The 12,152-nt window shown below is 56.7% G+C and carries 11 protein-coding genes and 1 tRNA gene; 9 read left to right on the top strand and 3 right to left on the bottom strand.

Features of this window, described 5'->3' with window-relative positions:
• Positions 1 to 3 precede the first annotated feature (3 nt).
• Both HWX74_RS11665 and HWX74_RS11660 read left to right on the top strand, forming a co-directional pair.
• Positions 4 to 1,260, top strand: a complete 1,257-nt coding sequence (locus HWX74_RS11665) for a helix-turn-helix domain-containing protein (protein ID WP_176013707.1) — start codon at positions 4 to 6, stop codon at positions 1,258 to 1,260.
• Between the two features lie 409 nt (positions 1,261 to 1,669).
• Positions 1,670 to 2,776: a hypothetical protein gene (locus tag HWX74_RS11660; RefSeq protein WP_176013706.1), complete on the top strand. Its 1,107-nt coding sequence runs from the start codon at positions 1,670 to 1,672 to the stop codon at positions 2,774 to 2,776.
• A 218-nt stretch (positions 2,777 to 2,994) separates the two neighbouring features.
• On the opposite strand, the gene HWX74_RS11655 is transcribed toward HWX74_RS11660, so the two are convergent.
• Positions 2,995 to 3,084: transfer RNA gene (locus HWX74_RS11655), tRNA-Ser, on the bottom strand.
• A gap of 197 nt (positions 3,085 to 3,281) precedes the next feature.
• On the opposite strand from HWX74_RS11655, the gene cysS reads away from it, so the two are divergent.
• From cysS to HWX74_RS11640, 3 genes are read left to right on the top strand one after another with little or no spacing between them, the layout of a single operon-like run.
• Complete coding sequence (cysS, locus tag HWX74_RS11650; protein ID WP_176013705.1) at positions 3,282 to 4,691, top strand: cysteine--tRNA ligase; 1,410 nt, start codon at positions 3,282 to 3,284, stop codon at positions 4,689 to 4,691.
• 13 nt (positions 4,692 to 4,704) lie between these two features.
• Complete coding sequence (locus tag HWX74_RS11645) at positions 4,705 to 6,591, top strand: ABC-F family ATP-binding cassette domain-containing protein (RefSeq protein ID WP_176013704.1); 1,887 nt, start codon at positions 4,705 to 4,707, stop codon at positions 6,589 to 6,591.
• A 58-nt stretch (positions 6,592 to 6,649) separates the two neighbouring features.
• Positions 6,650 to 6,817, top strand: coding sequence for a hypothetical protein (locus tag HWX74_RS11640; protein ID WP_176013703.1), 168 nt, complete (start codon positions 6,650 to 6,652; stop codon positions 6,815 to 6,817).
• A 47-nt stretch (positions 6,818 to 6,864) separates the two neighbouring features.
• Here the strand turns inward: HWX74_RS11640 and HWX74_RS11635 are convergent, their stop codons facing one another.
• Positions 6,865 to 7,800, bottom strand: a complete 936-nt coding sequence (locus HWX74_RS11635) for a DUF523 and DUF1722 domain-containing protein (protein ID WP_176013702.1) — start codon at positions 7,798 to 7,800, stop codon at positions 6,865 to 6,867.
• Between the two features lie 155 nt (positions 7,801 to 7,955).
• Complete coding sequence (locus tag HWX74_RS11630; RefSeq protein WP_176013701.1) at positions 7,956 to 8,237, bottom strand: HPr family phosphocarrier protein; 282 nt, start codon at positions 8,235 to 8,237, stop codon at positions 7,956 to 7,958.
• A 307-nt stretch (positions 8,238 to 8,544) separates the two neighbouring features.
• Here HWX74_RS11630 and HWX74_RS11625 point away from each other — a divergent pair, with 307 nt between their 5' ends.
• The 4 genes from HWX74_RS11625 to HWX74_RS11610 all read left to right on the top strand — a co-directional run bounded on the left by HWX74_RS11625 (position 8,545) and on the right by HWX74_RS11610 (position 12,151).
• Entirely contained in the window at positions 8,545 to 9,126 is a 582-nt protein-coding gene (locus tag HWX74_RS11625) for a chromate transporter (protein WP_176013700.1), read from the top strand.
• The gene (locus tag HWX74_RS11620; protein WP_176013699.1) at positions 9,123 to 9,695 is read left to right on the top strand and encodes a chromate transporter; all 573 of its coding nucleotides are present in this window, start codon (positions 9,123 to 9,125) and stop codon (positions 9,693 to 9,695) included. The genes HWX74_RS11625 and HWX74_RS11620 overlap by 4 nt, the downstream gene beginning before the upstream one ends.
• A 129-nt stretch (positions 9,696 to 9,824) precedes the next feature.
• Complete coding sequence (locus HWX74_RS11615; protein WP_176013698.1) at positions 9,825 to 11,291, top strand: potassium/proton antiporter; 1,467 nt, start codon at positions 9,825 to 9,827, stop codon at positions 11,289 to 11,291.
• 290 nt (positions 11,292 to 11,581) lie between these two features.
• Positions 11,582 to 12,151: an indolepyruvate oxidoreductase subunit beta gene (locus HWX74_RS11610; protein WP_176013697.1), complete on the top strand. Its 570-nt coding sequence runs from the start codon at positions 11,582 to 11,584 to the stop codon at positions 12,149 to 12,151.
• The last annotated feature ends 1 nt before the right edge of the window (position 12,152 follow it).

Genomic DNA, 12,152 nt, shown 5'->3' with positions numbered 1-12,152 from the left:
GCCATGAGCGGCAAACCCGGCCCCATCGACTACAGCACAATCGTTTATCGCGGCGTGGAATCCGATTCGCTGGATTACAAAGCGGCGATGAACTTCCTGGACCTGCCGCGCAGCGGCAAAGTGAAATTCGTCCGGCACTGCCTGGCGCTGGCCAACACCGACGGCGGCCATATCGTCGTCGGCGTCGGGGAAGACCGGGCCGGGCATCCGTCGGATTACACCGGCCTGAGCCCGGAAGAGTGCAAGTCGTTCGACCCGTCGATCGTCGGGCCGTTCATCAACCGTTACGCCGATCCGGCCATCGATTTCACGATCGAGCGGCCGCTGATCGACGGCAAACGTTACGTCATCTTCGACGTCAAACCGTTCAGGCTGATCCCGCACGTCTGCACGTCCTCGTATGAAAACGAGCTGATGCTCGGCGTTTTTTACATCCGGACCGCCGACGCGTCGAGCCGGCCGGCCTACCGGGCCAGCGAAATTCACGCGCTGATCCAGCGGGCGCTGCGGCATCAGCGCGAATCGCTGGCCCGGATGATCCGCGGCATCCTCTTCGAGAACAGCCGCAATCCGGGCGACGACACGGCAATCAGTCATTACGAGGAGGACAAACTGCACAGCCGCAACTTTTTCCTGCGCCGCAAGCGGCCGCCGGAAGGCCAGAAAAGCCTGCTGCTGGAATTATCGGTACAGCCGGAAAGTTTTCCGGCCAACGATTTCACGTTGTCCGAAATCAAAGCGGCGACGGATACGGCGCTGGCCCGGCTGCCCGCCGGGCCCGGCATCCTCCGCGAGCTCGCCCACAGTTATTTCACCAACACGTCGCTGCGGGCCTTGCCGCCCGACGACCGCCGGCAATGGCAGTTGTTCCAGTGCTGTCTGTTTCACTATCTGGCCTTCCTGCCGGTGCCGAACGACGAGCTGGAATTCGACAGTCTGCCGGAGCTGTTCCATGACACGCTGGTGTTTCTCGGCAATTACTACGCGGTACTCGGTTTGCAGATGGAAATGCTGCAACTGGAACTGAAACTGAGCCACACCGAAGGCATCCGGCTGGTCAACCGCGAGTGCCGCTATGCCCTTTTGCCGTTCAATCCGGACAGCGAATGCCACATCAGCGCCATCGAATTGAAGCTGCACCGTTCGGCAGCGCAATTTCACGCCGAAGCAACCACGCTGGCCGCCAAGCTGCTGCGCGAACTCGGCGAGCGCTTCAACCTGGACTGCGCCGACCGGTTGGAGGATATTTTCAAAAAATAATTGCCTGGCTTCAGTAACGAAAGAATTGTCCGGCAATGTCCAGCGCCTCAATCCTGGACGGCCCGCAAGCCATTGATCCGCGCAAAAGACATGCAGCGGCGGAAAACAATCCGGCAACGTAGCCGTCAAATTCGATTTTTCTGCCATTCGGCCCTTGAAAGGCAGGGCTTGCAATACTACATTTGTCACGGGTGGGCCTCAATATCATATTGTAACGTAAGACATTAAAATATAGTGTATTATTACAGCAAACATCAAAAAACGACCCTGCAATTAGACCAGTTTTGAACCCTTTTCTTGAAAGCATAGCTGCTTATTGAGTAAAAAAGATAAAGATTACATTGACCATATGCGTTAACACCTTTGGAAGAAAATCAAAATTCTTAACTCCATGTCAGAAAGGTAAAAAATGCGGTTCAAGAAATGTAAAATCATTGTGGCGGCATTCATTCTGTGTCTTTCGTTTTTCTTACTCACTATATTAAAAACTAATGACAATGTTGACAACCAAACAGATGAACTGTTTCAGCTTTATGCGGATGCAGGATTCTTACTGAAAAATTCCGATCCCGACAGCATTGCCCAGGAGATCGATTCCCTGATAATGCAGCTTAAACAAATTCAGGCGCCATACGGTCTTCAACCGGAAGTCGAACTTTTAATTGCTAAATTGTTATATTTTCAGGGTAGGTATGAAGAGGCCAGATCACTGATCAGTCAAGTAGTCGGTCACTATTCAGTCATCATGCCGGACTGGCTAATGTTGGATTACGCTTGTGCTAAAGGCTTAGAATTGCCCAAAGAAAGACAAGACGATATCGCATTGATGATGGCAAGGCCGATTTTATGGTCAGAAATAGCACATAGGGCCAACGCGATTTTACAGGATCGCAGAAAGAAGCCTCGTATGATGTCTAATTGTCCGACAGGACTGCCCCTCCAGCGATACCAGAGATGGTTTGCGATAGCGGAGTTATATGAAAAAGAAAAAATGATTCATGCTGCTTCCGAAAAGTACATCTGCGTAATTTATAATGATTACATATCATCAGAGTATTCAGATTATTATCAATGGCAGAAAATAGCGGTTTTGGAAAAACAACAGCAGCACCCCCGGCTTGCATACCTGGCCAGTCTCCGCGCGATCCTCATGCACCCGGCTAAGCGCTACGAAATAACCCAAAACTGGCAACAGCCAAGCCGGGCAATGACCGAGAATCCCAATCAAAAACTTTCTGCCTCAACAGCCGACTTGATTGCCCTGGCCCATAACAGAGGAGGCTTTTATCTCCAGGCCATTGAAGTTTTAAAACAGTCTCAAGAGCCTAATCAAAAAAAGATTAAAGAAAATCAGAAAAAATGGGAGCAACAGGTCCGGGTATTGCGGCAATATTTTCCCACCTGCTATCAGTTTGGACAACCGGTTTTATCAATTGATGATCCGGATTTTTTAAAATTTCCAATGCCATCTGAAGTGTTTTGGAATGAGAAAACCCTTTACACCCCCAAAAAATGATCATGAATCAAGTAAAGTTGTATCTGGCCCACCTGTCCTGACAAATTCTTGAACTTGCGAAAAAAACGGGGCCAGCCAAATCATTTTTTTGAAACCGGCTCCGCGTTCAGCGCCGAACGGACGGCAGTTTGTCATAGCTCTCCCGGGCATGCAAGCCGGCCAGGAACTGTTTTTATCAATTTTCGCCAAAAACATTGCGAGCGGCAAAAGAAAGAAAATGGCGGAAGGGGGGGGATTCGAACCCCCGGTACGGAAAACCGTACAACGATTTTCGAGACCGTCGCCTTCAACCGCTCAGCCACCCTTCCGCTTCGCTTGCCGGCTCCAACCGGGCCGACGAGTTTCTAATATAATGTACTTTGCTCTTTTTGCCAGTCGTTTTTGGAAAAATTCGGTTTTTCGGATGGTTTTTCCGGCGTTCTTTTTTGTATCGAAGCGTCCGGGGAAGTAAATTACCGGATGTCAATATTGGTTTTACTTAAACTCGAAGGGTTCGAACCGGATTATGGAACTGAAGTTATTCAATACGATGGATCGCCGCCTGGAAACATTCAAGCCGCTGACGCCGGGAGAAGTCAGAATGTACACCTGCGGTCCGACCGTTTACAATTATGCGCATATCGGCAATTTCCGGGCCTATATGTTCGAAGATCTGCTGCACCGCGTGCTGGCTTATTTCGGCTACCGGGTCATCCAGGTGATGAATCTCACCGACGTCGACGACAAGACCATCCGGGATTCCCGGGCGCAGCATCTGGCGTTGAAGGAGTTCACCGCCAAATATATCGAAGCATTTTTCGCCGATCTGAAAACGCTGAACATCACGCCGGCGGCGGTTTATCCGGCGGCAACCGACCATATCGGCGAAATGATCCGGTTGATTCAGACGTTGATCGACAAAGGCTACGCTTATCAGGCGGAGGACCGGTGCATTTATTTTTCGATCGACAAATTTCCTTCTTACGGCAGGCTGGCCCGCATCGACCGGGAAAACCAGCGGTCCGGCGTCCGGATCAAAAATGACGAATACGCCAAGGACGCCGTCGCCGATTTCGCCTTGTGGAAAGCCTGGGACGACAACGACGGCGAAGTCGCCTGGGACAGCCCGTGGGGCAAAGGCCGGCCCGGCTGGCACATCGAATGCAGCGCGATGGCGATGAAATATCTCGGCCCGACGTTCGACATCCATACCGGCGGCATCGACAACATGTTCCCGCACCATGAGGACGAAATCGCCCAGAGCGAATGCGCCAACGGCTGCCAATACGTCAACTACTGGCTGCATTGCGCCCATCTGATGGTCAACGGCGAAAAGATGTCCAAATCGGCCGGCAACTTCTTCACGCTGCGCGACCTGCTGGCCAAGGGCTACAGCGGCCGGGAGGTGCGCTATGTGCTGCTCGGCGCCCATTACCGCAAGAAGCTCAATTTTACGTTCGAGGCCCTAGACCAGGCGCGTGAAACATTGAAAAAATTCGATGCGCTGTTCGTGCGCCTGAAAGCCGTCACCCGGCCCGGCGACGGAAAAGAGTGCGGCGAACTGCTGGCCGACGCCGACGCCGCTTTCCGGACGGCGCTGGCCGACGACCTCAACATCGCCGAAGCGACGGCGGCGGTATTTCTGCTGCAGCGCGGCGCCAACAGCCAACTGGATTCCGGCAATTTGTCGCAGGCCGGCGCGCAAAAGCTGCTCGCCCAATTCCGCAACTTCGATGAAGTGCTCGGGTTCTTCCGGGTCGATGAGGCGGTCGAAGCGGTCATCCCGCCGGCGATTGCCGCGCTGGCCGAACAACGACTGGCCGCCAAAAAAGCCAGAAATTTCGCCGAAGCGGACGCGTTGCGCGAGCAGCTCAAGGCAGCCGGCTGGCTGGTCGAGGACATTCCCGGCGGCTTCCGGCTCAAAATGCTGGATTGAACGGCGGCATCGTATGGCGGAACGGGTTTTGTGGACCGGCAACGGTCTGAAATTGAGTATCGGCCGGCAGATTCTGTTCGACGGCGCGTCGCTGGCCATCCACGACCGGGAACGGGTCGGCCTGGTCGGCCGCAACGGTTCCGGCAAATCGACGCTGCTGAAAATCATCGCCGGACGCCAGGAACCGGCCGAAGGCGACATCTGTCCGGCCGGCAATTTGCGCGTCTCCTATTTGCCGCAGGATTTTGAACTGGCCGAGGACCAAACCGTGACGGAAAATGTCCGGTCCGGCGCCGCCTATCTCACCGGCCTGCTGAAAAAATTCGAAAGCCTGCCCAGCCATTCCGCCGAACACGATGCGCTGGAGCACCGGCTGCTGCAGCTCGACGCCTGGAGTCTGGACAATCGCATTCAAGCCCTCCTCGAAAAATTGCGGCTGCCGGACGGCGCGTCATCCTGCCGTCATCTGTCCGGCGGCGAAAAACGGCGCGTCGCCCTTGCCCGCGCCGTCATCGCCGCTCCCGATTTGCTGCTGCTCGACGAACCGACCAATCACCTGGACATCGCGACGATCGGCTGGATCGAGGAATTCCTGGCCGGTTATCGCGGCGCCTGTCTGTTCGTCACCCACGACCGCTGTTTCCTCGACCGGCTGGCGACCCGGATCATCGAACTGGACCACGGTCAACTGTTTTCCAGCGAAGGTTCTTATGCCGATTTCCTGGCCGATAAGGCGGAGCGCGAATATGCCGAGGACCAGCTGGAAGCCAAACGGCGGAAGTTCCTGCGTTCCGAAGTCGAATGGGTCCGCCGTTCGCCGAAAGCGCGACTGCGCCGCAACCTCGGCCGCCTGAAACGGTTTCAGGAACTGGACGGCCAAAGCGGCATCGAACGGACCGGCGACATCGAACTGGTCATCCCGGCCCCGGCCCGGCTCGGCAACAAAACGGTGGAGCTGAAAGAAATTTCCGTTTCCTTCGGCGACCGCCGCCTGATCGAGCGGTTCAGCTTCGAATTCCAACCCGGCTGCAAAATCGGCATCGTCGGCCCTAACGGCATCGGCAAGAGCACCCTGCTGAAAGTCATCACCGGCGCCTTGCCGCCGACTTCCGGCCGGGTAGAAATCGCCCCGACCGTCGCGTTCAATTACGTCGACCAGGGCAAACTGGTGCTGGACCAGGAAAAAACCGTTTACGAGGAGATTTCCGAAGGCGTCGATTCGATTCAGCTCGGTAGTGAAAAAATCTCGATCTGGGGATATCTGAAGCGTTTTCTATTTGAAAACGAACGAATCAACACCCGGATCAAATATCTGTCCGGCGGTGAAAAAGCCCGCTTGACCCTGGCAAAAATCCTCAAGCGCGGCGGCAATTTCCTGATCCTGGACGAACCGACCAACGATCTGGATCTCTCGTCATTGCGGATGCTGGAGGAGGCGCTGATCGATTTCCCGGGCTGCCTCCTGCTGGTCAGCCACGACCGTTATTTTCTGAACCGGATCTGCGACGGCATCATGACTTTCGAAAACGATACCATCGTCTATACGCATGGCGATTACGACTATTATCTGTCCCGCCGGCAGGAACAACCGGCCGCCGCGCCGGGCGCGCCGATCGTCAAACCAGCCAACTCGTCGGCGCCGCCGGTCAAAGCGCCGCCGACCAAATTATCCTACAAGGAACAGCGGGAACTGGACGATATGGAACCGGCCATCGCCGCAGCGGAAAAGAAAGTCGAGGAGCTGGAAATGCTGTTCTCGCTGCCGGATTTTTTTGCCCGCTACGGCGCGCAAAGCACTGAACTGCAACAGCAGCTGGCCGAATCCCGCCAGCGGGTCGAAACGCTCTATCAGCGCTGGGAAGAGCTGGAAACCAAGCGCGAACAACTGCAGGCCAAATAAGTCTCTTCGAACGGCATGCCGGCCGAATCGCTGAAAGCCCAATCGTATCACGACTGGGGTGAAAAAACTGGAAATGCTGTTCTCGCTGCCGGATTTTTTTGCCCGCTACGGCGCGCAAAGCACTGAACTGCAACAGCAGCTGGCCGAATCCCGCCAGCGGGTCGAAACGCTCTATCAGCGCTGGGAAGAGCTGGAAACCAAGCGCGAACAACTGCAGGCCAAATAAGTCTCTTCGAACGGCATGCCGGCCGAATCGCTGAAAGCCCAATCGTATCACGACTGGGGTGAAAAAATCTGTTCGCCGCCCTGAAAATAATACTGATCCAGCCAGTCGGCCAATCTGAATTTGCGGATATAGTGCAACAGCAAGGCGGCGACCGCGCTCCGGGTATCCGGCTGTTCCGGCAGATGGTGCAGCATGTTCTGCAATTCCAGCCGTTCCCAGTTGTCCAGGTGATTTTTCAACTCCTCGAAAACGAAAAACAGCACTTTCTGATGCTTGCGCAAACTGACCGGCGTCGCCATCACCGCCATCAGGGTCCGGAAATACTGTTCGCAGGTGGCGGTCAATTTGTCGGAGGTCGCGTGCAACACCAGGTAGCTCAACAACGGCGTCATTCCCGGCGAGTGCAGCATGATCAGCAGGCGGTGGCGGCGGTTGAATTCCGCCAGTCCGGCGGCCGAACCATCCGCTGCGACAAATTGATGCCAGCGGCGCAGGGTCAGAATCTGATTGCCGAAAGTCTCCCGCAGCCAGACATTGTGGATGGAAGCATCGTCGATCACCGGCAACAACGGCAACGCCCGCCGCACCGCCTCGGCGAACAGTCCGCCGGCGACGCCGGCAGCCTCCCCGTCCGGCCGGTAGCACGGCACTTCCCGCAAACCGCAACTGGGCGATTTACCTTTGAAAACATATCCGTACAGTCCGCTCTGCGACAGTTGCGTCACCCGGCGGTTGATGTAATGCCGCATCAGTTCGGTGTAATCCCGCTGTGAATCGACGGTGCGCAGACGATACCCGGAGGCGTCAGCCACCAGGTGCATCGGTTCGCGCGGCACCGCCAATCCACACTCCGTCTCGGGGCAAACCGGCACCCACTCCACCCGGTCCTTCAAGCCGTCCCGCAGAAAATAATCCAGCTTATGGCCGCCGTCATAGCGGACACGCTGCCCCAAAAGACAACTGCTGATGCCAAGTTTTATCATAAATGCGCCCCTGCCTGCCCAAAGTAACCTCCCGCCCCGTCTGAACAGGACGGCACTCTCATCGCCGGGGGGATTCGATATCTCTCCCCGTTCCGCTCCGGTCACTTCCGCCGGATCATCCGCTTGAAAACTCCGGGAAGCGCCTCCCCGCCGTCTTACTGCGGCGGAAAATCGAATTCATGCTCCAGCAGTGCGGCAATCCGATCCGCGGCGGCGGCGGCGCGATCGCCTTCCACCTGCAGCGTAGCTTCATCGCCGCACTGCAGTCCCAGCGAAATCAAATCCAGAATGCCGTGCAGCTCGATCGCTTCATTCATTGAAGTATACAAAGTAAAAGTTTCATGCGGGAATTCGGCATTGATCGTGTTCAGAATGACACTGGCCGGACGGCAATGAATGCCGGCCGAATTGTGAATTTTGACTTTTCGAATTTCCATGACTTCTATTCTCCTATCAAGAGGATTAATATATCATGATTGAAAAAGACATGCAAATAAAATTCCGGGAAAACTGACCGGAGTCGGTCCGACGGCAATTCCCTGCGGCTACGGCCGCCCGCTGAACGGATCGACCGGCAGCGCCGGCAGAAATTCCGGCACCAGTTGTTCCCGTGCTGCCGGTACAATGCCAGCACCGCCAGAAACCTCCCCGCCAACGGGCCGAAAATCGATCGCCCGGCGGTTGTTTCCCGCCATTTTTCGGCTATATTATTGTTTTCATCACCCAACTGGAGGAACCGCGGTTTTGAAGCAGCGTCTGCAGCGATTGACAGAGCTTTTCACCATCTTTTTTAAAATTTCCGCCGTGTCGGTCGGCGGCGGCTTGACAATGCTGCCGCTGATGACCCGTGAATTCGTCGAAAAACGCCGCTGGCTGACCGACGAGGACATGGTCGATACCGTCGCCGTCATGCAATCGGTCCCCGGCATCATCGCCATCAATATGGGAATCCTGATCGGCTACAAGGTGGCGAAACTGCCCGGCGTGCTGGCCGCCGCCGTCGCGGTGGTGCTGCCGCCCTTCATCGTCATCGTCATCATCGCCATGTTCATTATGAACCTGCAGGGTTCGGCGGCGGCCGACCAGATTTTTCTCGGTGTCCGCGCCGCGGTCTGCGCTCTGATCCTGGTTTCCGTCATCAAGTTGTCCAGACAGATCCTCAAAGGCGTTTTTCCGCTGACCGTCGCCGCCATCGGCTTCATCAGCCTGGTATTTTTCAATGTCAACGCCATCTGGCTGATCGCCGCCGCGGCGGCCGCCGGACTGGGCCAGGGGCTTTGCCAGTATCTGGCGCTCCGGCGCCGGCTGAAAGGAGAACGGCAGTGAACTTGTGGACGCTTTACTGGCTGTTCGTCAAGATCGGCGCTTTCACCTTCGGCGGCGGCTATGCGATGATTCCGTTGTTTCAGGACGAATTGGTGTTCCGGCACGCCTTTCTCACCAATGAAGAGTTTGCCAATATGGTGGCACTGGCGCAGGTGACGCCCGGGCCGGTCGGTCTCAATGCCGCCACCTACATCGGCTACCAGCAGGGCGGCGTCTTCGGCGCGCTGGTCGGTACGCTCGGCGTCATGACGCCTTCTTTGATCATCGTCACTTTGATCGCCTACTTCATGGTGCTGTTCAAGGACAATCCCCTGGTCAAGGCGCTTCTCGCCGGCATCCGGCCGGCGACGCTCGGCCTGATCGCCGCCGCCGTCATCTTTTTCGCCGATACCTCGGTATTCAGCGCGCCGCTGGCCGACTGGTGGCGGAAAGGCGCCTTCGGCCTCTGCTGGCAGGGCACGGCGATTTTCGCGCTGGTGCTGTTCGTCGAATTGCGCTGGAAGATCAACATGATCTACGTGCTGCTGGGTTCGGCGCTGCTGAGCTGGCTGCTATTCCAGATCGGCTGACCGACCATGGAGGAGAAAACGAAGGTTTTCCGGCGATAAAACGGGTTGTTCCATTTGAAAATCGCCGCTTTTCTGGTACATTGCGAACGGAAATAATCTTGATTTCAGCGGGGAGGAAAAGTTTCAAGCATGATCATCCAATATGTGCTGGCCGTCGTGGCGCTGCTGTTGTTTCTCGGCGTTTTTTCCAGTAAATTGTCCAGCCAGTTCAATGTCCCGATCCTGTTGATGTTTCTGGGCGTCGGCATGCTGGCCGGGTCGGACGGCCTCGGCGGCATTGAATTTTCCGATGCTTCCGCCGCCAACTATCTCGGCACGGTCGCCATGGCGTTCATCCTGTATTCCGGCGGACTGGACACCAATTTCCGCAGCATCAAAAGCGTACTGGGTTACGGTACGCTGCTGGCCAGCGCCGGCGTGCTGCTGACGGCGATTCTCCTCGGTATCGGCGTCACCTTCGTATTGGGCTGCGACTGGAAATGGGGCATGCTGCTCGGCGCGGTGGTCTCCTCCACCGACGCGGCGGCGGTATTCGCCATCCTGCGCTCCAAAAGCGTCAGCCTGCAGGGACGGCTGCAACCGTTGCTCGAACTGGAATCCGGCAGCAACGACCCGATGGCGGCCTTTCTGACCGTCTTCATGATCGGCATCATCCAGAACCCGGAAACCTCCTACTGGTCAATTTTTCCGGCCTTCTTCGGCAAAATGTCCATCGGCATCGTCTGGGGATATCTGGTCGGCCGGGCCGGCGCCTGGCTGTACACCAAGCTGAAACTCGATTATGAAGGACTCTACTTCGTCCTCGGCATTTCGCTGGTGCTTTTCGCCTACGGCATCGCCGAATGTATCTACGGCAACGGCTTCATGGCCTGCTATGTCTGCGGGTTGACGATGGGCAATCTGCGCTTCAACTACAAAAAAGGCCTGGTCCGATTCAGCGACGGCGTCGGCTGGTTGATGCAGGTCATGCTGTTCCTGGTGCTCGGCTTGCTGGTCTTCCCGAAACAGTTGCCGGGGATCGCCATCAGCGGCTTTATCCTGGCGCTGCTGCTGATGTTCGTCGCCCGGCCGGCCGCCGTGCTGCTCTGCATGATCAGGAGCCCTTATTCGATGCGAGAGCGCCTGCTGATCTCCTGGGTCGGGCTGCGCGGGGCGGCGCCGATCGTGTTCGCCACCTTCCCGCTGCTGGCCGGTATCGAGAACGCCGGGCTGCTGTTCAATCTGGTCTTTTTCATCGTCATCGCCTCGGTGCTGATCCAGGGCCGGACGTTGATGCCGTTCGCCCGGCTGCTCAAGCTGGACAAGCCGCTGAACGACAAAGTGCGGGCACCAATCGAACTGGAAGAAACCGATACGCTGAACAGCAAAATGTTCGAATTCGAAATTCCACCCGACGCGCCGTTCGTCAACAAGACGCTGGCGGAAATGAAACTGCCGCCGGGCGTGCTGGTGCTGCTGCTGCGCCGCAACAATCATTTCATCCTCGCCCGCGGCAACACCCGGCTGGAAGCCGGCGACGGCATGCTGATGATGGGCGACATCAACGAAATGACCAGAATCGCCGCCGAATATTTCCCGAACAGCGACTTCGAATAAAAAGTGAACGTTCCGGGGCATTGCCGCCGGCAATAGTCGGCAATCGCCCGGCTGGCTGGCTGGTAAGCGCCGGAAATGCCGGCACTTTTCGAAGCTGGCTTCACTCCAGTGAAGCTGAAGCGACCAGCGGTGTCCGCCCGCCGGACTGCGTCCGGGGACGACCCGGAGCGTTCGCTTTTTATTGAGGAATGCACTTCGCCGGCTCCAACCCGGCCGGAACATTTGCACATTCCTTTTTCGACGGATATATTACCCGAATAACCGTTTATCAGCGACAGGGGACTTCTTCCATGATCAGAAACATCATTCTGGCCGGTGTCGGCGGCCAGGGCATTCTGCTGGCCGCCAGAATCATCGCCAACGCCGCTTCCGGCGCCGGATTCGACGTGACCACCAACGAAATTCACGGCATGGCGCAACGCGGCGGCTCGGTCACCGCCCAGGTCCGTTACGGCGAAAAAGTACACTCGCCGCTTATCCTGGAAGGCACCGCCGATGTGCTCGGCGCCCTCGAACAAATCGAAGCGCTCCGCTACGCCCATTACCTGAAACCGGACGGCCTGGCGGTCGTTTCCCGGCAGGCGATCATTCCGGTGACCGTTTCCAGCGGCAAGGCGCAATATCCGACCGATGTCGAAATCCGGCTGCAAAGCTGTTTCCAACACTTGAATTACCTGGATTGCCCCGGCATGGCCCGGGAGCGCGGCGACGCCAGATTGGCCAACACCATTCTGCTCGGCGCGTTGTCCAACGGACTCGACCTGCCGGTCGACGCCTGGAGCCAGGCAATCCGCAACTGTATCAAAACACCGCTCATCGACGCCAATCTCGCGGCGTTCCAGGCGGGCAGAGAGGCCTGAC

It is taken from the genome of Victivallis sp. Marseille-Q1083 (assembly GCF_903645315.1).
GTDB lineage: Bacteria > Verrucomicrobiota > Lentisphaeria > Victivallales > Victivallaceae > UMGS1518.
This window is presented reverse-complemented; position numbering and strand designations above follow the sequence as displayed.